Origin of the sequence: Ketobacter sp. GenoA1, assembly GCF_003671475.1 — a bacterium.
Lineage (GTDB): Bacteria > Pseudomonadota > Gammaproteobacteria > Pseudomonadales > Ketobacteraceae > Ketobacter.
Genome location: NZ_RCHM01000044.1, coordinates 1 through 22,269 on the forward strand (window position 1 = coordinate 1; position 22,269 = coordinate 22,269).

Below are 22,269 nucleotides of genomic sequence, written 5' to 3' on the forward strand. Positions count from 1 at the left end.
ATTGTTAAAGAACGTCTTTTTAACCTTGCCCTCTTCAAGCAAGGACGCGTATTCTACTCCCTCCCAACACCGTGTCAACCTGTTTTTAAACCTGATCAACACCTTAGGGTGTAATACGCTGCGCCGCTTGGACTGCTGTGCCTCAGCCTGCGCCCTTCAACGCCTCCGCCACCCTGTATTCGAGCAACTTCCCCGTCGAAGTGGTGCGCATTATAGGGCCTCAACCTGCCCCGTCAACGACTTTTTTTAACTATTTTATTCAATACCTTACGGGCTACTTGATTACGACTCGCGCAAAGCGTTTTTTACCCGCCTGACACACATAGGGACCACCTGATGCAAGGCGTGACCTGGGGTCTTTTATTGGCTCACCATCAATGCGCACGGCCCCCTGCTTCATCATGTCTCTGGCTTGCCCTGTGGTTTTAGTCAGGCCTGCCTGTTGTATGACATTCGGCACAGGCAACCCCTCGCCACCTTCTGCCTGCAACTCAAACTCCGGCATTTCCTCCGGGATCTCGCCCCATTTAAACTTATTGCCGGCCCCTTTATGGGCACTTTGGGCTGCCTCTTCACCATGGAAACGAGCCACGATTTCTTCCGCCAACCTTGATTTGATGTCTCTCGGGTTCACACCCCCATCAATATCGGCTTTGAATTGGGCAATATCTTCATTGCTACGAAAGCTCAGTAACTCAAAATAACGCCACATGAGCTCGTCGCTGATGGACATCAGCTTCCCATACATCTCCGATGGAGCATCGGTCACACCAATATAGTTACCCAACGACTTGGACATCTTCTGTACACCATCCAACCCTTCAAGAATGGGCATCATGACGACGGTTTGGGGTTTCTGCCCATTTGCCTTCTGCAGCTCACGCCCCATCAGCAGGTTGAACTTCTGATCCGTGCCGCCCAGCTCCACATCGGCCTTCATCTCGACGGAATCCCACCCCTGGATGAGCGGGTACAGGAATTCATGAATGGCGATGGGCTGGTTGGACTTGAAGCGCTTGGAGAAATCATCCCGCTCCAGCATTCTGGCGACGGTATGTTGCGCCGCCAGCTGGATCATGCCTCCGGCACCAAGCTTTTCCATCCAGGCGGAGTTGAAAACCACTTCTGTCTTTTCCGGGTCGAGGATTTTAAACACCTGTTCCTTATAAGATTTTGCGTTCTCCAGCACATCTTCCCGGGTCAGCGGTTTGCGAGTCTGATTCTTACCGGTAGGATCCCCGATCATTCCGGTGAAATCACCGATCAGAAACATAATATGATGACCCAGATCCTGGAACTGGCGCAGCTTGTTGATGAGCACAGTGTGGCCAAGGTGAAGATCCGGCGCGGTTGGGTCAAAGCCAGCCTTGATCCTGAGTGGCCTATTTTCTTTTAGTTTCTCGATAAGCTCTTCTTCCAGCAGGATTTCTTCTGCGCCCCGCCGGATGAGGGCCAGCGCCTGTTCAACGGAATTCGACACGTTTTCCACCTTGATTGATTGGTCTGGTCATAAAAATGGGCGGTATTGTAGCATGCAGCCGGTAAAGCCCCAGCCCGGAACAGGATAATTTTGAACTGTGATGGACGGCTCAATCCCAACCTTAAAGTTTCTGTAACATTCAGTTTCATCTATCCTTATAATGAATTACTTAGCAGCATTAACCAGAATCTACTCGAATTAGGTATGACGAATCACAGCAGTGCAGATCAGGCACCCAAGCCTTCTTACCCAAAAACCCATCTGATGGCCGTAGCCGTCTGCTCAGCCGTAATGGTGCTGACGCTGACCTTACTGCCCTCTCCCGATGCCACGGCAACCAAAACGGTTCGCTTGAAGCCCACCATTGAACAGAGCAATGCATCGGCAAAGGCCCGGGCTCAAGAACTCATGGATGAATCCCTGGCAGAAGAGCCGCTACTGGCTGAGCTTGAACCAGCAACGCCCGTCAGGAACTGGATGGACCAGAAAGTGCGCAGTGGCGATACATTGAGCCATATATTCAAACGCGTGGGCCTGAGCTCCCGGGATGTCTATGAAGTAATGTCCGGGCAGGGGGAAGTCACCCTGCTGAAGAAAATCCACCCCGGTCAAACCATGCGCTTTGCCATCGAAGAGCAGAAGCTGGTGGCGCTGGAGTACGTCATGTCTCGAACCGAGAGCCTGGTAATTGAGCAGGGTTCCGAAGGCTATGTTGCAGAAAAGCATCAGAAAGCGCTGGTCCCCTACACATCCTATGCCGAAGGCACCATCCATTCATCGCTGTTTCTGGCTGCGCAAAAGGCAGGGCTCTCAGAGGGCCTGACCATGGAGCTGGCCAATATATTCGGTTGGGATGTGGATTTTGTGCTGGATATCAGGGAAGGGGACTCCTTTCGCGTGATCTACCAGGAAATGCACCTGGAGGGCGAAAAAGTGAAAGATGGTGAAATCCTGGCTGCCCAGTTCACCAATCAAGGCGAGACATTCACCGCCATCCGCTATGAAACTGCGGACCGTGGAGCCAGCTATTTCACTCCCGATGGCGACAGCATGCGCAAAGCTTTCCTGCGCAGCCCGATTAGCTTTGCCCGCATCAGCTCACACTTTAATTTGCGCCGCAAGCACCCGGTGCTGCACACCATTCGGGCCCACAAAGGCACCGACTATGCAGCATCGCGAGGCACTCCGATCAAGGCAACCGGTGATGGCAAAGTGGTCTACGCCGGCCGCAAGGGCGGATACGGTAAAGTGGTTATTATTCAGCACGGCCAAACCTACAAAACACTTTACGCCCACATGAACAATTATGCCCGTGGCATTCGCTCCGGCACCAGAGTCAAGCAAGGCCAGGTCATTGGCTATGTGGGAAGCACGGGGCTCGCCACCGGACCACACCTGCATTATGAGTTTTACGTAAACGGTGCAGTGCGAAACCCTGTGACCGTTAAGCTGCCCCATGCTGAACCGATTCCCAAACAGGATAAATCCGGGTTCCTGGCTGTGGCACAGCAAATGGTCGGCCAGCTTGCCACCTACGCTGCCGCCATGGAGAGCGAAAGCGTCGCGCAATTGGATCAATAATGAGCGCCGACGAACTGTACGTTGGCCTCATATCTGGTACCAGCGCAGACGGCATTGACGCTGCACTGGTTTCGCTCCGACAAGACCGCCCTGAGCTGATCGCTCATCATCTGCACCCGATTCCTGCCGCCACGCGTAAACTCCTGGTTTCCCTGTTCACGCCTGATCGAAACCAGATCGACTTGATGGGTGAGCTGGATATTGAGCTGGGGAGGCTATTCGCTGCTGCAGCCAATACACTGTTGCAGCAAGCTGGCGTACCCGCGAGCGCGGTACAGGCCATCGGCAGTCACGGACAAACCATTCGGCATCGCCCGGACAACACTGCCCCCTTCACCCTGCAAATTGGCGACCCACATACCATTTCTCAGCTGACCGGGTTGCCGGTGGTGGCGGACTTTCGACGCCGGGATATGGCTTGCGGCGGCCAGGGCGCGCCGTTGGCACCGCTGTTTCATCAACACTGCCTGACCGACAGCCGGGAGAACCGGGTCATTCTGAACCTTGGAGGCATTGCCAACATCACGCTACTGCCCGCCCGTGGTTCCGGAGGGCGCCCGCTCGCCATGGACACGGGGCCCGCCAGTGGCTTGATGGACGCCTGGTGCCAGGCCCACCGCAACCAGCCCTATGACCAGGCGGGTGCCTGGGCTGCGCAAGGCCAGGTCATTGCCCCCTTGCTGGAGAGCTGGCTGCAGGACCCTTACTTCTCACACCCGGCTCCCAAAAGTACCGGTAAAGAGTATTTTCATCTGGAATGGGCGCAACAGAAGGCCGGTATGCCCCTGGGCGATTTTGAGCCGGTGGACGTACAGGCCACTTTGCTGGCGCTGACAGCAACCACGATAATGGACGCGGTTAACGGACTGCCGGTGCGGGCGAACGGTGTGCTGGTCTGTGGGGGGGGCGTTCACAACCAAGCTCTCATGGACCGGTTGCGGGCCTTATGCCCCTGTCCGCTGGATACAACATCTCCAGTGGGTGTCGATCCGGACTGGGTGGAAGCAATGTGTTTTGCCTGGTTGGCAAAATGCCACATCGATGGCACAAAGCTGGACACCGGCCCGTTTACCGGCGCTCACTCTGAGGTGCTTCTGGGTGCTCTGTATCCGGCCTAAATAGAAAAGGAAGAGCCGCAGCCGCAGGTACTGGTGGCATTGGGGTTTTTCACTATGAACTGCGCTCCCTGCAGACCTTCCGAATAATCCACTTCAGAACCGGCGAGATACTGGATACTCATGGGGTCCACCAACAGGGTGACGCCATGATTTTCCACCTGGGTGTCATCCTCTTTGGCTTCCTCATCGAATTTGAAGCCGTAGGAAAACCCGGCACAACCTCCACCGGTGATATACACCCTCAGTTTGAGGTTATCGTTACCTTCTTCCTCAATCAGCGCCCTGACCTTGCGGGCCGCATTATCAGTGAAGCTCATCGCTGGTACATCAGACACGTTATGAGATACTCCTTTAAAATACTGACGGCGCCAAAGGGCGCCGTCTTGGGATTATCTTAAGTCCGACTAAATTAGTCAAGAATAGCCGAATCAGGCGGGACTTTGCTTGGTTTCCATTTTAGCGTTAAGGCCTGATGGTTTTTCATCCTTTTTGGCTTTTTTGTCCAGCGTAATCGCTACCTCTTCCACCGCCGGTTTCTGCTGGCTGTGCACCAGGGAGCCGTTCACTTCCGCCCCCATGACCATTTCGATCAGATGGTAATGAACATTGCCGTTGACAACCGCCTTGGCCGCCAGCTCCACGTGGGCAGAGGAATGCACATCACCATTTACCTTGCCGTTAACCACGACATTCGGCACATGGATTTCACCCTCAATCTTACCCGCTTCGCTCAGGCGCAGCAGGGCTTCGCTGCCATCATCCGCCCTCACATTCCCTTTGATCGTACCTTCAACCAAAAGCCCGCCTTCGAACCTGACGTCACCATCAATCACAGTGCCTTTCGCGATCATGGTGGTTTTGCCAGCATGACGGTCAAAGTCTACTTTTTTTGTCTTATCCTTTCCCCACATCGCTTTTTACCTCTAGCACGTTCCAATCAAACCGCTTTTCAAGTCTAGTCGCTTTACGACCTTTTGACTGAGCGATTACCTCAATTTGTTCCGGAACAAATCCACCCGGAACCACAATTTCACCATCTACATTCTGGAAGTAACGGAATTTAAAAGAAATTCCACTTTTATCCATCTCTTCGGAGAGTTCCTCAAATGACAGGCTTTCTTTGGTGCCTCCACGCACGCCAAGTAAATTCATAGTGACATTACCACTGATATACGAGCTGTTATCCGCCACCTGAGTCATCACCACTTTGTATTTAAAACGGCGTTTATTGAATGTGGTGGAGAGCTCTAAACGCTCGATCCGCAACCCCTTATCGTTCTTGCGGGGTGCCATAATACTTTTGTAGAACGTGACCGCTTCTTCCAGCTCGGATACCCGGTTCTGCAATCCGATGTTCTCTTTTCTGACCCGTTCTGACGCCTGCCGTTCCAGCTCACTGCCGTGCTTGAGTATGGCCGCTTGTTCCTGAAGCTGAGACAGGGTTTTGCTGAGTTCTTTGGTTTCCCGCTGCAGTTCAGTGCGCTCATCCAGCACATGCAGCTTTTCCCGAATGCCCTGGTAGTAACCGGCGACAAAAAAACCACCGGCCACCAGCAGCAACACCGCCAACCCCAGCGCCGCACGCTTCCAGCGCGAACCTTGCCTCTGCGGCACTAAAACCAGCTGTGGATCCGGGCTGCCACCAGATTTTGCCACGGCAGGCCTCAGGGCATCAGGGCCACCTGGTTCAGCCCAGCTGACTCAGGTAACCCACACATAATGTTCATATTCTGAACCGCCTGCCCGGCAGCACCTTTCACCAGATTATCGATCACGGACAGCACCACGACGGTGTCACCACCCTGGGGGACATGTACCGCCATGCGGCACTGATTGGAACCTTTGACGCTACGGGTCTCCGGCATTGCCCCTGCCGGCATGACATCCACAAAGGGTTCATCGGCGAAGCGTGCCTCGTACAAAGCCTGCAGATTTTCCAGCGAGTCGCCCAGTCGCCCATACAAGGTTGCGTGAATGCCTCGAATCATGGGCGTCAGATGTGGAACAAACGTCAGGCCAACCGGGGCCCCCTTCACATCAGTCAGGCCCTGGTTGATCTCGGGTAAGTGCCGATGCCCGGACACCCCGTAGGATTTGAAGTTTTCACTGGCCTCACACAGCAGCGACCCCAACTTTGCCTCACGCCCGGCACCACTGACACCGGACTTGGCATCTGCGATCAGATGCTGCGGATCAATCAGGTCGTTCTCCAACAGGGGCAGGAAACCCAGCTGCACCGCGGTGGGATAACACCCAGGGTTAGCCACCAGGCTGGCACCGGCGATCTGTTGGCGATTGACTTCAGGCAGGCCATATACCGCTTGCTCGAGCACATCGACGCAAGCGTGGGGCATGCCGTACCACTTTTCCCAGAGTAACGGATCCCGCAAGCGAAAATCTGCGGCCAGGTCCACAATTTTCACGTTCGCCTTGAGTAGCGCCGGCACCATTTTCATGGCGACACCATTGGGGGTCGCAAAGAACACAAGATCACACTGACTCAGGTTATCCACATCAGGCTGGGAAAACTGCAGATCCAGGTGGCCGCGCAAATTCGGGTACAAAGCGTGCACATCCTGCCCACATTCAGAGCGCGAGGTGACGGCGGTCAACTGGACATTGGGGTGCTGCACCAACAACCGCAGCAGTTCCACGCCGGTGTAGCCAGTGCCACCAACGATTCCAATTTTGATTTTTGCGCTGTGATTCATAGGGATCCCGATTCGTTCTTGCTGATAGAATGTGCAATCATAAAGCAGCTGGAACCGTATTAAAAATTCTAAGCCCTTGTATAGGCAAAATTTTTGCTTGAAATACCCGGTGGAGCAAGCAGCCTTTGTGACTGATAGGGTTCTGACTATGCTCTAGACCGTTGTCCGTTTCCTTAAGCGTAGCGTATTTGGCAGACCTGTCCCGTTATGAACTTTGACCTTGATCGCATAAGAGAACGTTTGTCCACCCTGGATGCGGTGCCACTGCTGGCGCTGCTGGGAATTCTGGCGGGCCTCAGCTCCGGCCTGATCATCATCCTGTTTCGCATGGTGATTGAACTGACCCTTGGCTTGTTTCTGCCGGATCATTCCGAAAACTTCGAAGGCCTGAGCCCTCTGCTGCAGGGTGCCCTGCCCCTGACCTGCGCAGTGCTCCTGGGCGCTGCTTTTCACTACCTGCCGAAAGAGGAGCGGCGTACCGGTGTGGGCTATGTCATTGAGCGCTTCAATCTGAACCAGGGCGCCATCAGCCTGCGCAGCTTATTGGTGCAGTTTTTTGGCGCCGCACTGACTTTGATCGGCGGCCTGTCCATGGGACGGGAGGGCCCGGCAGTACACCTGGGCGCCGCCGGCGGCAGCCTGCTGGGGCAATGGGCCCGGCTCCCCAACAACAGCGTACGAATTCTGACTGGCTGCGGCTGTGCGGCGGCCATTTCAGCCTCATTCAACACCCCCATTGCCGGAGTCATCTTTGCTATGGAGGTGATTATGATGGAGTACAGCATCGGCACGTTTATCCCGATCATCCTCGCATCGGTGGTGGGAGCCTCTCTCACCCGAGCCGTGTACGGTCATGAGCCGGCCTTTACCATTCCTGAAGTGCAACTGGGCACCCTCATGGAGCTTCCCTTTGTGGTGTTGTGCGGAATCCTGATTGGCTGTCTTGCCGCCGCGCTGATTTTTTTGTCCACGCAGTATTATCAACGCACCCACCGCCTGGGGATCGGCTGGCGCTTTTTTCTGGCGGGCATGATTACCGCAGCAGCAGGTTTTGTGGCGCCGGAAGTGCTAGGAATTGGTTACGACACGGTGGATGCGGCCATGATCGGCAGCCTGACAGTCAGCTCATTGCTGATCATCGCGGTCCTGAAACTGGTGGCCACCAGTGCCTGTGTGGGCTCCGGTTTGCCCGGTGGCGTCATCGGCCCATCGCTGTTCATGGGAGCCCTGGCCGGCGCCCTGTTCGGCAAACTGGGTGGTGCCTTGCTACCGGATGACTCCAATATCACACTGTATGTGTTGCTGGGAATGGCTGGCATGATGGCGGCCACACTGGAAGCGCCACTTGCCGCCTTAATGACCTTGCTGGAACTGACCTTTGAAGCCAATATTATTTTCCCCGGTATGCTGGTGGTGGTGATTTCCAGCCTGATCACCACGCAGGTATTCCGGCAACGGGGCATTTTTCAGGCGTTTTTGCAGGCCCAGGGTATTGCTCTGAACACCAGCCCCCTGGCTCGACACTTACACCGGGTGGGCGTGGCCGCCGTCATGGACCGCAACGTGCGCAGGGTAAACCGGTTGATCAATCGGGAGGAAGCGGACGACATCCTGAAAAAACAACCGAACTGGCTGCTGATCGAGAAAGAAGGCCAGCCAACCCATTTTATGCCGGCTGCCGAGCTGGCCCTGTACATTGCCAGCCTGGAAGAAAAGGGTGAGCAACCCTCCGAAGACAAAACAGCCCCGGAAGAATTTAAAATCAACCTGTTGGAAATTCCCGCAAAACGGGATAATGTGACGCCAATCCTGTTGAGCGCAACGTTGCACGAGGCGCTGCAGGCGATGCAAAAAGCGGATGTCAGCGCGGTGTACGTGCGGCGCATGTCGGCACCCAATATCTATCGCGTTTTTGGTGTTATCCGCAAACAGGATATCGAGCACTATTACCAGATATAAGGATGCATGATGCTCTGGGTTAAAGCATTTCACATTATCGCCGTTGTCTGTTGGTTTGCAGCGCTGTTCTATTTACCAAGGTTGTTTGTTTATCACTGCCAGGCTAATGCCGAAGGTGACACCCAGGGCTCCGAACGTTTCAAAATCATGGAGCGAAAACTGTATCGTGGCATCATGACGCCCTCAATGATTGTGGCGTTGATACTGGGCATCTGGATGCTGGTTGATCGCTGGGATCCTTACTTTAAATCCGCTTTGTGGATGCACATAAAACTGACGCTGATCATACTGTTGATTGGCTATCATCACCTGTGCGGTGCCATGCTGAAAAAATTTGCCCGCAATGAAAACACCCGCTCGGAATCTTTCTATCGTGTATTCAACGAAGTTCCTGTTTTCATCCTGGTAGCGGTCATTATTCTGGCAACTCTGAAACAACCTTTGTAGGCACTGCAATGTCTGAATCGGGATTACACCCTGCGGTACTCAAATTCAATGCGGATGCCGAATATTTTTTTGAGGAAGGCTGTTACATCATCGAGCAGCTTAACTCAGACTGTGACCCCGCACTGTCCATCGCCCGGGCTCGGGTCACACCGGGCCGCACCACCCATTGGCACTGCCTGCACAACACGGTGGAACGCTATCAGATACTGTCCGGAACAGGGCTGGTGGAAGTCGGTGACCAACCCGCTGCAGCGGTACACCCCGGAGACACTGTGATCATTCCCGCCGGCATGCGACAACGCATCCACAACCCTGGTGAAGACGATTTGATTTTTCTGGCATTGTGTACCCCACGCTTTGTACCCGAACATTATCAGGATCTGGAAAGCTGACTTGTACCAGCACAGTTTGCCGGAGATACTATTGCCCTGGAGACCGCTCACAGTTACAAAACTGTCATTGCGTGCGTCAGATTGGCCACTAGAATGGCCGCCCACCACAACCACGGTCACCTCTGTTGCTGACCGAGCAGTTTCACATTGCTGACTAACGAATTTTGTCGCTGGTGTCATCCATGGCCAGAACACCAGCCCCCGCACATCTGACGGGAACCGGTTTCTAACATTGAAAGGTAACTACTATGACTCATCGTATCGTCATCGTTGGAGGCGGCGCCGGCGGCCTTGAACTTGCCACGCTGCTGGGAAACAAGGCAGGCAAGCGTGGCCAGGCAGAAATCACTTTGGTGGATGCCAACATGACTCACCTTTGGAAGCCCCGCCTGCACGAGGTGGCTGCCGGTGTGCTGAATGCCGACGTGGATGAACTCAACTACGTGGCACACGCCCAGCGTCACCGATTCAAGTTCATCATGGGCCGCATGAATGGTCTGGACCGCCAGGGCAAAGAGGTGATTCTGGAAGCTCATGTGGTTGAGGGTGAGCAAATACTGCCGGAGCGACGCCTGGGATACGATACTCTGGTGATCGCCATCGGAAGCAACACCAATGATTTTGGTACCCAGGGTGCAGCGGAACATTGTATTTTCCTGGACAAGCGTTCAGCCGCCGAAACGTTTCATCGCAAATTTCTTAATAAGTATTTAAAAGCAAACCAGGATCCCAGCGCCGACCCCAAACATTGTAGTATTGCTATTGTCGGTGCCGGCGCAACCGGAGTGGAGTTAGCGGCAGAGCTGAACCATTCAGCCCACGAACTGGTGGAATACGGTTTCGATCAAATCAAACCGGAGAACCTGACCATCACCATTATTGAAGCTGCAGACCGGGTATTGCCGGTGCTTTCTGAAAAAGCCTCTGCTGCCATATTGCGCCAACTCAACGAGTTGAACATCAACGTATTGACCGGCGAAATGGTGACGGAAATCACCGCCGATGGCTTGCACACCAAGAGTGGCAAGTTTGTTCCCGCCTTTCTGAAAGTATGGAGCGCCGGCATCAAGGCACCGGATTTTTTACATGGCATCGCCGGACTGGAGAGTAATCGCATCAACCAGCTGGTGGTGAAAGCCACACTGCAGACAACCCGGGACGATGATGTTTTTGCCTTTGGCGACTGCGCCCAATGTCCGCGCCATGATGCAGATACGCCGGTGCCCCCACGGGCACAGTCCGCCCACCAGCAGGCTAAGCTGCTGGCCAAATCCCTGCAGCGCCGATTGGCCGGCAAGCCACTGCTGACCTTTGAATATCAGGATAAGGGATCGTTGATTTCATTGAGTAAAAATGGCAGCGTGGGCAACATCATGGGCAACCTGAGCAAGGATTTCACCTTTGAAGGCAAGCTGGCGCGCTTTATGTACATCACGCTGTACCGCATGCACCAGTTCACCCTGCACGGTGTGTTCAGAACCTTGCTGTTGATTTTGCGGGATCGAATAAATCGACGGGCCAGCCCTACCTTGAAATTACACTGACCAGGCCAGGCCGGAAAAAGAAGAACTCGCCACATGCAGCCCAATCTACAGCGTGGCGAGTGCATTCAACGCACAAATGCTAAAAAGAGAAGATATATTTGGCCTTCCCTGAACAGGAAAACGGACCCTCTGTAGCCCTTTACCCATAACAGTGAAAGTCAACACAGCTTCGTTCATCAACTGAACATGCGGATATTCTACCCAAGCCTGCAGAAAAACGGACTGGCATCTTACAACAACTTGTGTGAATGAAGAGGTCATCCTGCTCAGCGGGGTTTAAACTCTTTCCATTCCGCATCACAGTCAAACCGACGGCGGCGGTCGCGTATATTAAGCCCGGTAAGCGATTCCAGGGCCTGCCGCAGTTGGGGATACTGATCCGGGTTATCCTGTTCCACTCCCAGCGATTCCATCAATAAATCACGTGAGGTACTGCCGCCTGTAGCCAACCGCACTCCGGCTTTTTGCCGCTCCTCATGTGACAAGGGCCGAAACTGTTTCCAGCTGTCAATATCATCGCAATCGCTACCACGTTGCTTCCGGCAGCGGGTACGAGCTTCATCGGCCCAGTTTTTCAGCGCACTGCAACTTTGACCAAAACGCTGCTGGCAGATGGATTCCGATGCCACTTCATCACAGTAAAAACCATGCTGGACCAGACATTGCCAATCCCTTTCCGACACCAGCGCCTGCAGGGGCATTGCCCGCCCCATCTGCAAACCGGTGAGCACCGGCGGGCGACGATCCAATAGATGAAAGGGAGAATTGCAGCGATCGGAAATATCCTTCTGCTCACAATCCTGCTGCAGACACACTTTCCAGTGATAGATTTTTTTACAGGGCAGACTAAAGCGCAGTTTACATACGTAGTCCTGCTGTTCGGTAAAACAATCACCCACCACGCCTTCGCACAGATCATCTTCCGACGCATCCTCCGGCACCGATTGCGGGCGGCGGGAGGGGATGCCTGTGCTTGGTTTTTTGTTCGTCAGGGCCTGCTCCGACCAGGCGGCGGATTCATCCGGCTTGCTCAAGCGTACGCCCAACCGTTCCGTATTGGGTGTAACGGTTTTGACTTCGGCATCGTCCGGCGCTTCATCGGAATAATGGACCCGGCCCGCGGCATCCTTCCACTGATAAATCTCAGCGTGAACCCAGACACTCATACAACACAAAAACAAGGTACTAATCCATTTTAAGATCAAAGTCCTCTCCCCTGGGTTGCAGTGATTTCATATTACGACAGCGATCCAGAAGCAACTGGGTGAGAAACCGAGCCGCCGGGCCCGCTGCATCCTTATCTTTATACACCAAATACAGCTGCCCGTAGCGATGCCCGCCCTCTTCCATATTCACCGGCTTCAGGGTACCGGCGTTTAATTCCTCCGCCACCTGCAGTCGCGGCACCCAGGCGAACCCTAAACCACTTTTGATGGCACGAATGGAGGTGGTGATGTTACTCACCGTCCAGCGCTGCTCCGCCTCCAGCCAGGGAGCGCTGAAGCGCCGCTGAGGCCCGGAATCCCGCGTCACCATTTGCCGATGCTGTTTCAGATCCTGCAGCGTCACGGCGCGGCCCAATTGCTGCAGGGGATGATCCGGACTGGTTACGCAAACGAATTCCAGCCGCAGCAAAGGCTCCCCGACAAAACCCTGGGGGACCACCGTTGACACCAGTATGTCCACCAACCCGGACAGAAGCAGATCGTGCCCGCCGGAGAGCACGGATTCCACCAGCTCGACCCGGGTATCGGGAAAGCCCCGGGAAAATTCCGCCAGCACGCAAAGCAGCTCATCGTAGGGAAACACCACTTCCACCGCCAGATCCAGGCGCGCCTCGATACCTCGGGACAGGTTGTCGGCGATGGTCTCCAGGGACAGCGCGCTGTCCAACAACTGACGCGAGCGTCGCAGCAGCACCTCTCCCGCACTGGTAAGGTGGGCTTTGCGCCCTTTCACTTCCAGCACTTGTACCCCCAGCGACTGCTCCAGCTTCTGAATAGAATAGCTGAGGGTGGACTGGGTTTTATGGATTGCCTGAGCGGCCTGGGCGTAGCCGCCGCACTCCACCACCGCTTGAAACGCGCGCCATTGTTCCAGCGTCACTCTGGGTACCTGTGTTGCCGGCATAGGGCCTCCATCAATCGAATTGTTCGAATACTTTTAGCGAATTTATCGTATTTTAATTCAAATTATTCGATTTATCATTACACACATCCATAGACATCGTGACCCACAAGGAGCTTGACCATGAACATTCTTCACATCAGCAGCAGCATCTTCGGCGACAATGGAAAATCCAGCGAGTTGGCGAAGCATTTCCTCGAGCAAATGTCCGCCCGGAACCCCGACGCTTCCGTCACAGTACGGGATTTGGCCAAGGATCCTGTTCCCCATTTGGACGCGGAAACCTTTCAAGCCAATATCACGGCTGCCGACGAGCGGAGCGAAGCACAACAGCAGCGGGCGCAGCTGGGGGACACCCTGGTTGAAGAGTTGATGAACACGGACATTCTGGTGTTGAGCGTGCCCATGTACAACTTCGGAATCCCCTCCACCCTGAAAGCCTGGATTGATCAGGTGGCACGGGCCGGAACCACCTTCAAATACACTGAAAATGGCCCCGTAGGCCTGGTGAAGAATACCAAGGCGTATGTGTTGGGAGCCCGCGGCGGCGCCTACGCCGGTACCTCCAATGATACCCAGACACCCTACCTGAAAATGTTCCTGGGCTTTCTCGGCATAACGGATGTGGAATTCGTGCTGGCGGAAAAGCTGAACATGAACGCTGACCAGGCACCGGCAATCATCGATCAGGCGAAACAGGAAATTAACCAGTTACTGGAGTCATAAAGCACAGCAACCACCCGGATATCCCATCCGGCACACCCAGAGGAGAAGCGGCCATGACGACCATCCGACATTGCATCCCTGCCCGTCCGGCATCTGACGGAGCCGGCGTCAAAATCAAACGGGTTGTCCCCACCGGGGATTATTCGGTGATGGACCCGTTTCTGATGCTGGATGAAATCCGATCCGAAGATGGCAGTGATTACGCGGCCGGCTTCCCTGCCCATCCCCACCGTGGCTTTGAAACCATTACCTATATGCGACAAGGCCAACTGGAACATCAGGATCACATGGGCAACCGCGGTGTAATCTCAAGCGGCGGCGCACAATGGATGACGGCGGGACGGGGGGTCATCCATTCCGAAATGCCCCTGCAGCAGGACGGCGCCTTCCACGGTTTTCAACTGTGGCTGAACTTACCGGCTGCTGAAAAAATGCGGGCTGCTGAGTACCACAATCTGGAACCGGGCGACATTCCTACCGTGTTGGTAGGCAAACACCTGATCCGTGTCCTGGGTGGCAACCTCACGGTGGGCACAGAGATCATTTCCGGCCCGATCAGAAACCGGGCCACCGCGCCGCAGGTGTGGGATATAGAAATGAAGGGTGATGCACCTTTGGTGTTGCCGCTGGATGCGGCCATGGCCTGTCTGCTTTATCTCTATGAAGGCAAAGTGGAGGTGGCAGGGGAACCGCTGCGGGAAGCACAGCTGGTGAGCCTGGAGCACCGCGGCGAGATCACCCTGCGCACCGCCAACAGCGCCCGGCTTTTACTGTTGGCAGGCAAGCCATTGGCGGAACCTGTGGTGCAATACGGTCCGTTTGTTATGAACAGTCGCCAGCAGATTGAAACGGCCATCCAGGATTACCAGGCCGGCATCCTGGTTGCCGAATAGCCTGGCCGCCACCCACGCTTGAGCGGAGATCAGGCTTTACTACCCTTGAACAACTTCACCAGCAAGCCGCCACCAGCGGCAAGTATGATTACACCAAACTTTTTCAGGAACAGCAGCAGCCCAGCCAGAAGGCCGGTTTTTGCCAGCACTTTTCCGGCCACCAGGCCGCCGATACCATAGGCTGCATAGGTGTCGTATTCCGGATCAAACTCATCGTAGCGGTAGCCGTCGTTGAAGCTGGCCATGGCCAGTACGCTGTCCACGTTCTGGTTGATCTCCGGTAGTTGATTCATGTCGGCAATGAAATTCATCAACAGGTAACCTTTGCGGCCCAGCACCCTGATGTTGTAATTGAGTGTATGGTCTTGGGCATCACCAAATTTCAGTTCCTGTGCCCAGTGCAGCTTATGGTCCACGCCATCGTAGTAGGGCTGGGCGGCCCAATCGATCAGCTCAATGGGCTCGTAACCCAGGCGGACGCGTTCTGCACTTTCCTGCTGGGTGCTACTCTTCATGTCAGCCAGCAGTTCGCTGAAATCAATCTCATGGGCATCGTCATCGGACACATAGCCGTCTTCACTGTACTCAATGGTAACCCCCCAGGAATCGGCATCCAGAGGTGACTTGTCGGCGGGAAACAGCATACCCAGAGGTGGTTCACCTTCGGGATTACCCCAGGCCTCCACCAGCACCCGTTGGGAATCCTGCGGTGACAAATAATAAAACCCATCAGGCACATTCAGGCTGGCAACCCCATTCGGCAGGGCGATGGTCCCGGTCTGACGGTCAAGACCGGCTTCAAAGTTTTCGATCCAGGCCTGGATCTGCGCCTGCTCATCCGGAGCCTGTGGCTCTTCGGCCTGCAGCGGGGTGGACAGCATTGAAATAGCGCACAACAGTGCACCGAAGCAAAGGGCTCGCGTCATGATTGTTCTCCTTATTTCACCCCAAGGCCCTGAAGTCAGATGCGCTGACATCTAAATCCGAATTCGGGGATATTTTTTTGAATTGTTACAACGGCCAACAAGTCTGTTCACTTTGCTGGCCGCAGTCGTAACCCTTTAATCAGTATGGCCCATCTCTGTGCATCCATCCTGGGTGGCACCATTTTTGTGAAGCCGCTCACGAAAAAACCCCACCATCTGATCGTATGCCTGGCGGGTGGGATGATCCGGTTTATCGACAAAATCCAGCGTCAATACCGAGTGCGCCCAGGGCGGTATCCGGTGTTTATTGAACAGGGAGGAATCAATCTCAATACGCCTGAAGTTATCCCCAAACTGATCCTGAAGATAATCAAAGCGGGCCCGGGGGCACATAACGTCGTTGCTGAAGCGCATCCCCATCACCGGCACGCCCTGCTCCTGTGAACGCTTGCGGGCGGCGGCCATATCGGTTGCCGTCACGCCCAGGCTGCGGCGCGCCTGTTTGCCCACCATGCCGTCCATATTACCGGGTTGGCAGGACACCGGCGCCGCCACCGCGTCATCCACCATCAGCGTCAGGGCAAAGCCGCCCGTAAAACACATGCCGATGGCACCCACCGGTATGTCACCGCACTCTGCCTGCATTCGTCGGCACAGCGCCCGCAACCAATCCGCCACCGGCCCCCGGCGCCGGTTGGCCAGCACCCGGAATTCAAAACTGACACAGACTTTGGCCAGGTTCTTCAACGGCTCGAACGGTGAATCCGGTTGCCCGAACAACACCGGCAAATACACTGTAAAACCATCCCTGTGCAACCGTTCAGCCAGCTCAATGGTCTCCCGGGTGATGCCCGGGAGTTCCTGGATAATCAGTACACCGGGTTGCTGGCCATCCCCTTTGCGCAACACCCGATGAGAAAAGCCGCCGTAAGCAAATCGAAATTCCTCAAATCCGGGAACCTGCTTCATGCACTGGCCTCAATGATGGTGATGATGCTGATGGGCATCATTCTGGCCGCGTTTCACCGGCAGACTGACGCTTAGGTTCTCACCATCCTCGAAGATCAACGTCAATGGCACCGTGTCGCCTTCTTGTAGCGGCTGCTTCAGACCGATAAACATAATGTGATTAGCGCCCGGTTCAAACATCACACAATCCTCAGCCGGCACCGCTATGCTCTGCAACTGCTGCATACTCATGGCACCATCCTGCTCCACCACCGTATGCATTTCCACTGCCTCCGCCACGGGGCTTTTCACCGCCACCAGATTCCGGTTTTGATCGCCTCCGTTATGCAGCATCAGATAACCTGCCGTATTGGGACTGACCGGCGGCACCAGACGCACCCAGCCCTGCTCTACCGATAACCCGTCTGCCCATACCGGAGCGGACACTCCCAACAACAACACCAACAACCACTTCTTCATCAACTTCAATCCTCCAACAGGGATTCCACGTCTTCCACCATTTTGTCGATGGTATCACTTTTCGCAAACAGGGCTCGTACCCGGCCCTGCTGATCCAACAGATAGATATAGTCACTGTGGGTATACAGAGTACCCGCGGCGGAATCGGATTGCTGGGCAATGGCGATCACACCATATTGCCGGGCCACTGCCGCCAGTTGCTCGCGGGTACCGGTGAAGCCCACAAAATCCTTGCCAAAGTAGTTCAGATACTGCTGCATGCGTTCCACCGTATCCCGTTCAGGATCGAAGGTGACAAACACCGGCTGTACCTGGGCGCGGCTTTGTTCCAGCTCATTGAGCACCGCCGCCATGCGGTTCAACACCATGGGGCAGACGTCCGGACAACTGGTGTAACCGAAATTCAACAACACCACCTTACCCTTGAAGTCGCTCAGACGGCTGGTTGTCGCCACGGTAGACGGCAGCTCAAAATCGCCCCCCAACTTGGTGTTAATGGGTAATTCAGCGGCCCCGGCCAGGGCCGGCAGGCTTATCAGCAGCCAGGCAAATGTCTTCCACACCATCGTTACATCCTTAGGTTGTTGTTTTTTAGGTGGTTTATAACCAGTCATCGACTGCCTCGATACTAACCTATAAGGCGGTCAAGACAAACTGTGAAAAGCGCCGCCATCCCCTGTATAATTCGCCTCCCGCACTGGCTCGGACTGAAGTGGATCATGCGCAAAAAACTCTTTATTGAAACCCATGGCTGCCAAATGAACGAATACGACTCCAATCGTATGGCGGATCTGCTGGGCGCCTCCTATCAACTGGAACTCACTGACAGCGCCGAGGAGGCAGACGTTCTGTTGTTGAATACCTGCTCGATTCGGGAGAAAGCCCAGGAGAAGGTGTTTCACCAACTGGGGCGCTGGAAAAAGCTGAAGGAGCGCAACCCGCAGCTGGTCATTGGCGTGGGCGGCTGCGTGGCCAGTCAGGAAGGAGACGCCATCCGGGATCGGGCCCCCTATGTGGACATGGTGTTTGGCCCCCAAACCCTGCACCGGTTGCCCACTATGATCGAAACGGTGGACATCACCCACGAGGCGGTGGTGGATGTCAGTTTCCCCGAGATCGAGAAATTCGACAAGTTACCGGAGCCCAGCGTGGACGGCCCCAAAGCCTTTGTGTCCATCATGGAAGGTTGCTCCAAATACTGTACGTTCTGTGTAGTGCCCTATACCCGCGGCGAAGAGATCAGCCGCCGCTTCGAAGACGTGATGAAAGAAGTTCAGCACCTGGCAGGGCTGGGCGTGCGCGAGGTCAACCTGCTGGGCCAGAATGTGAACGCATACCGGGGTGAAAACCGGGACGGCGACCCGATGGATCTGGCGGAACTGATCGAGCATATCGCACGGGTTCCCGGCATTGGCCGCATTCGCTTCACCACCAGCCACCCGGTGGAATTCACCGATTCCCTGATCGATGTTTACGCCCGCGAGCCGAAACTGGTGAGCCATCTGCACCTGCCGGTGCAAAGCGGCTCGGATCGCATATTAAGCGCCATGAAACGGGGCCATTCCCGTGCGGACTACCTGGCCAAGATTCGGCGTATTGAAGCCAACCGGCCGGGCATCAGCCTGTCCTCGGATTTCATCATTGGTTTCCCCGGCGAAACGGAAGAAGATTTCAACGCCACCATGACACTCATTGAGGACGTTGGCTTCGACCTGAGTTTCAGTTTCGTTTACAGCCCACGCCCGGGGACACCCGCAGCGGACCTGACAGACGACACCCCCCTGGCAGAGAAAAAGCGCCGCCTGGCCCTGCTGCAGCACCGCATCAACCAGAACGCACAGGAAATCAGCCGCCGCATGGTGGGTAGCCAGCAGGTCATTCTGGTGGATGGTATTTCCAAGAAAGATCCCGGACAACTGCAGGGGCGCACTGAAAACAATCGGGTGGTGAACTTCCGCCACGATGACGATGAGCTGATCGGAAAATTTGTGGCGGTCAGTATCGACCAGGCCTTACCCAACTCACTGTTGGGAACCTTTGTGGAGTTGGCAGAATAAAAAACGACCGGCAACATGGGTTGTCCGGTCGTTCATGTGTTACTGCCTCTACGGCTACAGCAAATAAAAAGAAACCCGGAGGCCGTTACGCAAAGTATGAACCTTTGTGGAACGGCCCCCCTGTTGTGCCCCAACGGGTTTCTGCTCGCTTTCCCCCAGGAATTCGGCCACGAATGGCAGAAGGTTGCACCAGCAGTAACAACAACCTAACCTATGCAGGCCCTGTGCCAAAACAACAACCCTATGATTTATATAGATTTATCGAAAATCACAAAGCGACAGCCGATGGGCTGTGTAAAAATGTCCGACAAGTTATGACGTTTTTTGACAGCAAGATCCGCACCGCAAAGGATGCTGGGCGTAAAACCCTTCGACACTAAAACCAACAATAAAATGAACAAAGGTTCTTAAAGAACTTTTATGCTTTTCCTGCCTGGCGGTTCCGTATATTCTTATATTCAATTCACTATAGAAGGGCGTATTACGCAGCCACTTTGAACGAGATCGTAACAACACATCAATTGAAACTGGAGCCTGCAGACTCCAGTCGCCTCGCCAAGCTGTGTGGCCAATTCGACGAGCACCTGCGACAGATCGAAGACAAGCTGGATGTACAGATCGCCAACCGCGGCAACGCATTCCAACTGACCGGACACCCCAGTCAGGTCAATGCCGCCAGCGAAGTTCTCCACAAGCTCTATAAAGACACACAGAGCACCCGCTATCTGACTCCCGATGACGTACACCTGATGCTGCGGGAGAGCCTGATGAACCCGGAGCACAATGACCCGGAACAGCCCGCAATCAATGCCCCGGCCCCCGACCAGGAAGCCACCGAGCTGGGTATCCGTACCCGTAAGGGCATGATCAAGCCCCGCGGCGAAAACCAGAAAGCGTATGTGCGCCAAATACTGCGTAATGACATTAACTTCGGCATCGGCCCCGCCGGTACCGGTAAGACCTATCTGGCCGTGGCCTGCGCCGTGGAGGCGCTGGAGGCAGAACAGGTACGACGCATTTTATTGGTGCGCCCGGCCGTGGAAGCGGGGGAAAAACTGGGATTTCTGCCGGGTGACCTGGCAGAAAAAATCAACCCGTATCTGCGCCCGTTGTACGATGCGCTGTATGAAATGCTCGGTTTCGAGCGGGTGGCCAAATTCATTGACCGCCAGATTATTGAGGTGGCTCCGCTGGCCTACATGCGCGGTCGGACACTGAACAATTCCTTCATTATTCTGGATGAAAGTCAGAATACCACCAAAGAACAAATGAAGATGTTTCTGACCCGGATCGGCTTTGGCTCCAAAGCCGTCATCACCGGTGACTACACCCAGATTGACCTACCCAGGGGCACCAAAAGTGGCCTCGTGCACGCTATGGACGTACTCAAAGAAGTGAATGGCATCGGCTTCTCTCACTTCCAATCCAAAGATGTGGTGCGTCATACCCTGGTGCAGCGCATTGTGGAAGCCTATGACCGCCACGAAACCGACGACATGCACCATGATGGCCACTGAGAACGCCCAGGGTCTGGACATCGACCTGCAACTTGCCTGTGCCGGCCACACCATTCCCACTGCAGCGCAATTTTCCCGTTGGGTGGCACAAGCTCTGCAAGCAGCACACTATACGGCCCCCGAAACGGTGCCCACAGAACTGACCTTAAGAATAGTGGAGCAGAGCGAAAGCCAGGAACTCAACCATACCTACCGGGGCAAAGACCGCCCCACCAATGTATTGTCGTTTCCCTTTGAGGCGCCGGAGGATATTCCCCTGGCCCTGCTGGGGGATCTGGTGATCTGCGCCGACATTGTGGAACGGGAAGCGCAGGAACAGCAAAAAGAACTGGAAGCCCACTGGGCTCACATGGTAATCCACGGTACCTTGCATTTATTGGGTTACGACCACATAAATGAAGAAGACGCCGAGGCAATGGAAACGTTGGAAGTGCAAACCCTGGCTAACCTGGGCTATGCAGATCCATACGTGATCAATAACTAGAATAGGAGTGACACTCGTCATCATGAACGACGATCACAGTCGTAACGGTTCATCAGGCAGGGGTTTTTTAGATAAGTTAGCCAACTTTCTGTCCGGTGAACCGCAGAATCAATCCGAGGTTCTGGAAATTCTGACCAATGCCCACCACAGTGGGCTGGTTGAAGCAGAAGCACTGGGCATTTTTCAGGGGGCGTTACAGGTATCCGATATGCAGGTGCGGGAGATCATGATTCCCCGTTCCCAGTCCATCGTGATCAACGCCAGCGCCAAGCCCGATGAGTATCTGCCACCCATCATTGAATCCGCCCATTCCCGTTTCCCCGTGTACGGCGACAGCCCGGATGAGATCATCGGCATTTTGCTGGCCAAGGATCTGCTGGACCTGGCCTACAAGGGCAAACTGGAGAAAACCCAGCTCAAGGATCTGATCCGCCCCGCCACCCTGGTCCCCGAAAGCAAACGTCTGAACGTGCTGCTGAAGGAGTTTCGCCAGACCCGTACTCATATGGCCATCGTGGTGAACGAGTATGGCAAGATGTCCGGCCTGGTGACCATCGAAGACGTGCTGGAACAGATCGTGGGCGAGATCGATGATGAACACGATTTTGATGACGACTACATGATCAAACAGGCAGACAACAATGAATTCGTCGTCAAGGCGGTGACCCCCATCGACGAATTCAATGAGCATTTTGCCACCAAGTTCAATGAGGACGAATACGATACCATTGGGGGAATCGTGTTGAGCCACTTCGGACATTTGCCGAAACGTGAGGAAAGCGTCAACATTGGCAAATATCATTTTACGGTACTGAACGCGGATAACCGGGCCATTCGTTTACTGAAAGTGAGCCCCATACAACACTGATAACCAGAACA

The 22,269-nt window shown here is 54.7% G+C and carries 23 protein-coding genes; 12 read left to right on the forward strand and 11 right to left on the reverse strand.

What is annotated here, in order from left to right:
* Positions 1-274 precede the first annotated feature (274 nt).
* Positions 275-1,480: a tyrosine--tRNA ligase gene (gene tyrS, locus D9N13_RS19310; RefSeq protein ID WP_290593396.1), complete on the reverse strand. Its 1,206-nt coding sequence runs from the start codon at positions 1,478-1,480 to the stop codon at positions 275-277.
* Positions 1,481-1,684: 204 nt separating this feature from the next.
* Here tyrS and D9N13_RS19315 point away from each other — a divergent pair, with 204 nt between their 5' ends.
* A complete protein-coding gene (locus D9N13_RS19315) occupies positions 1,685-3,061 on the forward strand; it encodes an OapA family protein (protein ID WP_290593398.1) in 1,377 nt (458 codons plus the stop codon).
* Positions 3,061-4,179, forward strand: a complete 1,119-nt coding sequence (locus D9N13_RS19320; protein ID WP_290593400.1) for an anhydro-N-acetylmuramic acid kinase — start codon at positions 3,061-3,063, stop codon at positions 4,177-4,179. The genes D9N13_RS19315 and D9N13_RS19320 overlap by 1 nt, the downstream gene beginning before the upstream one ends.
* Here D9N13_RS19320 and erpA read toward each other — a convergent pair.
* The 4 genes from erpA to argC form a co-directional block, all read right to left on the reverse strand.
* The gene (erpA, locus tag D9N13_RS19325; protein ID WP_290593850.1) at positions 4,176-4,496 is read right to left on the reverse strand and encodes an iron-sulfur cluster insertion protein ErpA; all 321 of its coding nucleotides are present in this window, start codon (positions 4,494-4,496) and stop codon (positions 4,176-4,178) included. The genes D9N13_RS19320 and erpA overlap by 4 nt on opposite strands.
* A 111-nt stretch (positions 4,497-4,607) precedes the next feature.
* Positions 4,608-5,090: a polymer-forming cytoskeletal protein gene (locus tag D9N13_RS19330; RefSeq protein ID WP_290593401.1), complete on the reverse strand. Its 483-nt coding sequence runs from the start codon at positions 5,088-5,090 to the stop codon at positions 4,608-4,610.
* Positions 5,074-5,835, reverse strand: a complete 762-nt coding sequence (locus D9N13_RS19335) for a DUF6776 family protein (RefSeq protein WP_290593403.1) — start codon at positions 5,833-5,835, stop codon at positions 5,074-5,076. The genes D9N13_RS19330 and D9N13_RS19335 overlap by 17 nt, the downstream gene beginning before the upstream one ends.
* A gap of 8 nt (positions 5,836-5,843) precedes the next feature.
* Positions 5,844-6,890 (reverse strand): N-acetyl-gamma-glutamyl-phosphate reductase, encoded by a 1,047-nt coding sequence (gene argC / locus D9N13_RS19340; RefSeq protein WP_290593405.1) that lies wholly within the window; start codon positions 6,888-6,890, stop codon positions 5,844-5,846.
* A 207-nt stretch (positions 6,891-7,097) separates the two neighbouring features.
* Between argC and D9N13_RS19345 the strand changes: the two genes are divergently transcribed.
* The 4 genes from D9N13_RS19345 (at position 7,098) to D9N13_RS19360 (ending at position 11,232) form a co-directional block, all read left to right on the forward strand.
* On the forward strand, positions 7,098-8,849 hold the full coding sequence (locus D9N13_RS19345) for a chloride channel protein (RefSeq protein ID WP_290593407.1): 1,752 nt from the start codon (positions 7,098-7,100) through the stop codon (positions 8,847-8,849).
* Positions 8,850-8,855: 6 nt separating this feature from the next.
* On the forward strand, positions 8,856-9,296 hold the full coding sequence (hemJ, locus tag D9N13_RS19350; RefSeq protein ID WP_317622538.1) for a protoporphyrinogen oxidase HemJ: 441 nt from the start codon (positions 8,856-8,858) through the stop codon (positions 9,294-9,296).
* Positions 9,297-9,304: 8 nt separating this feature from the next.
* Positions 9,305-9,688, forward strand: coding sequence for a cupin domain-containing protein (locus D9N13_RS19355; protein ID WP_290593409.1), 384 nt, complete (start codon positions 9,305-9,307; stop codon positions 9,686-9,688).
* Positions 9,689-9,936: 248 nt separating this feature from the next.
* Positions 9,937-11,232, forward strand: coding sequence for an NAD(P)/FAD-dependent oxidoreductase (locus D9N13_RS19360; protein WP_290593411.1), 1,296 nt, complete (start codon positions 9,937-9,939; stop codon positions 11,230-11,232).
* A 266-nt stretch (positions 11,233-11,498) separates the two neighbouring features.
* On the opposite strand, the gene D9N13_RS19365 is transcribed toward D9N13_RS19360, so the two are convergent.
* Positions 11,499-12,437 (reverse strand): DUF4124 domain-containing protein, encoded by a 939-nt coding sequence (locus tag D9N13_RS19365; protein WP_317622539.1) that lies wholly within the window; start codon positions 12,435-12,437, stop codon positions 11,499-11,501.
* A complete protein-coding gene (locus tag D9N13_RS19370; protein ID WP_290593413.1) occupies positions 12,418-13,362 on the reverse strand; it encodes a LysR family transcriptional regulator in 945 nt (314 codons plus the stop codon). Before D9N13_RS19370 ends, D9N13_RS19365 begins: the two co-directional genes overlap by 20 nt.
* A 120-nt stretch (positions 13,363-13,482) precedes the next feature.
* On the opposite strand from D9N13_RS19370, the gene D9N13_RS19375 reads away from it, so the two are divergent.
* Positions 13,483-14,085: an FMN-dependent NADH-azoreductase gene (locus tag D9N13_RS19375; protein ID WP_290593415.1), complete on the forward strand. Its 603-nt coding sequence runs from the start codon at positions 13,483-13,485 to the stop codon at positions 14,083-14,085.
* A gap of 53 nt (positions 14,086-14,138) precedes the next feature.
* Positions 14,139-14,978: a pirin family protein gene (locus D9N13_RS19380; RefSeq protein ID WP_290593417.1), complete on the forward strand. Its 840-nt coding sequence runs from the start codon at positions 14,139-14,141 to the stop codon at positions 14,976-14,978.
* 29 nt (positions 14,979-15,007) lie between these two features.
* Here D9N13_RS19380 and D9N13_RS19385 read toward each other — a convergent pair whose 3' ends face one another.
* The 4 genes from D9N13_RS19385 to D9N13_RS19400 all read right to left on the reverse strand — a co-directional run bounded on the left by D9N13_RS19385 (position 15,008) and on the right by D9N13_RS19400 (position 17,898).
* Positions 15,008-15,904, reverse strand: a complete 897-nt coding sequence (locus D9N13_RS19385; protein ID WP_290593419.1) for a DUF2167 domain-containing protein — start codon at positions 15,902-15,904, stop codon at positions 15,008-15,010.
* A gap of 135 nt (positions 15,905-16,039) precedes the next feature.
* A complete protein-coding gene (locus tag D9N13_RS19390; RefSeq protein ID WP_290593421.1) occupies positions 16,040-16,873 on the reverse strand; it encodes a dienelactone hydrolase family protein in 834 nt (277 codons plus the stop codon).
* A 9-nt stretch (positions 16,874-16,882) separates the two neighbouring features.
* Entirely contained in the window at positions 16,883-17,332 is a 450-nt protein-coding gene (locus tag D9N13_RS19395; protein WP_290593423.1) for a copper chaperone PCu(A)C, read from the reverse strand.
* Between the two features lie 5 nt (positions 17,333-17,337).
* Positions 17,338-17,898, reverse strand: coding sequence for an SCO family protein (locus D9N13_RS19400; RefSeq protein ID WP_290593425.1), 561 nt, complete (start codon positions 17,896-17,898; stop codon positions 17,338-17,340).
* 153 nt (positions 17,899-18,051) lie between these two features.
* On the opposite strand from D9N13_RS19400, the gene miaB reads away from it, so the two are divergent.
* The 4 genes from miaB to D9N13_RS19420 all read left to right on the forward strand — a co-directional run bounded on the left by miaB (position 18,052) and on the right by D9N13_RS19420 (position 22,258).
* Positions 18,052-19,389: a tRNA (N6-isopentenyl adenosine(37)-C2)-methylthiotransferase MiaB gene (gene miaB, locus D9N13_RS19405; protein WP_290593427.1), complete on the forward strand. Its 1,338-nt coding sequence runs from the start codon at positions 18,052-18,054 to the stop codon at positions 19,387-19,389.
* 494 nt (positions 19,390-19,883) lie between these two features.
* A complete protein-coding gene (locus D9N13_RS19410) occupies positions 19,884-20,906 on the forward strand; it encodes a PhoH family protein (protein ID WP_290593429.1) in 1,023 nt (340 codons plus the stop codon).
* The gene (gene ybeY / locus D9N13_RS19415; protein WP_290593431.1) at positions 20,893-21,390 is read left to right on the forward strand and encodes an rRNA maturation RNase YbeY; all 498 of its coding nucleotides are present in this window, start codon (positions 20,893-20,895) and stop codon (positions 21,388-21,390) included. Before D9N13_RS19410 ends, ybeY begins: the two co-directional genes overlap by 14 nt.
* 22 nt (positions 21,391-21,412) lie before the next feature.
* On the forward strand, positions 21,413-22,258 hold the full coding sequence (locus D9N13_RS19420; RefSeq protein ID WP_290593433.1) for an HlyC/CorC family transporter: 846 nt from the start codon (positions 21,413-21,415) through the stop codon (positions 22,256-22,258).
* Positions 22,259-22,269 lie beyond the last annotated feature (11 nt).

Coding starts and splice junctions, on each gene's coding strand:
- D9N13_RS19315 (WP_290593398.1), top strand. CDS start 1,685: ATGACGAATCACAGCAGTGCAGATCAGGCACCCAAGCCTTCTTACCCA.
- D9N13_RS19320 (WP_290593400.1), top strand. CDS start 3,061: ATGAGCGCCGACGAACTGTACGTTGGCCTCATATCTGGTACCAGCGCA.
- erpA (WP_290593850.1), bottom strand. CDS start 4,496: ATGAGCTTCACTGATAATGCGGCCCGCAAGGTCAGGGCGCTGATTGAG.
- D9N13_RS19330 (WP_290593401.1), bottom strand. CDS start 5,090: ATGTGGGGAAAGGATAAGACAAAAAAAGTAGACTTTGACCGTCATGCT.
- argC (WP_290593405.1), bottom strand. CDS start 6,890: ATGAATCACAGCGCAAAAATCAAAATTGGAATCGTTGGTGGCACTGGC.
- D9N13_RS19345 (WP_290593407.1), top strand. CDS start 7,098: ATGAACTTTGACCTTGATCGCATAAGAGAACGTTTGTCCACCCTGGAT.
- hemJ (WP_317622538.1), top strand. CDS start 8,856: ATGATGCTCTGGGTTAAAGCATTTCACATTATCGCCGTTGTCTGTTGG.
- D9N13_RS19355 (WP_290593409.1), top strand. CDS start 9,305: ATGTCTGAATCGGGATTACACCCTGCGGTACTCAAATTCAATGCGGAT.
- D9N13_RS19360 (WP_290593411.1), top strand. CDS start 9,937: ATGACTCATCGTATCGTCATCGTTGGAGGCGGCGCCGGCGGCCTTGAA.
- D9N13_RS19370 (WP_290593413.1), bottom strand. CDS start 13,362: ATGCCGGCAACACAGGTACCCAGAGTGACGCTGGAACAATGGCGCGCG.
- D9N13_RS19375 (WP_290593415.1), top strand. CDS start 13,483: ATGAACATTCTTCACATCAGCAGCAGCATCTTCGGCGACAATGGAAAA.
- D9N13_RS19380 (WP_290593417.1), top strand. CDS start 14,139: ATGACGACCATCCGACATTGCATCCCTGCCCGTCCGGCATCTGACGGA.
- D9N13_RS19385 (WP_290593419.1), bottom strand. CDS start 15,904: ATGACGCGAGCCCTTTGCTTCGGTGCACTGTTGTGCGCTATTTCAATG.
- D9N13_RS19390 (WP_290593421.1), bottom strand. CDS start 16,873: ATGAAGCAGGTTCCCGGATTTGAGGAATTTCGATTTGCTTACGGCGGC.
- D9N13_RS19395 (WP_290593423.1), bottom strand. CDS start 17,332: ATGAAGAAGTGGTTGTTGGTGTTGTTGTTGGGAGTGTCCGCTCCGGTA.
- D9N13_RS19400 (WP_290593425.1), bottom strand. CDS start 17,898: ATGGTGTGGAAGACATTTGCCTGGCTGCTGATAAGCCTGCCGGCCCTG.
- miaB (WP_290593427.1), top strand. CDS start 18,052: ATGCGCAAAAAACTCTTTATTGAAACCCATGGCTGCCAAATGAACGAA.
- ybeY (WP_290593431.1), top strand. CDS start 20,893: ATGATGGCCACTGAGAACGCCCAGGGTCTGGACATCGACCTGCAACTT.
- D9N13_RS19420 (WP_290593433.1), top strand. CDS start 21,413: ATGAACGACGATCACAGTCGTAACGGTTCATCAGGCAGGGGTTTTTTA.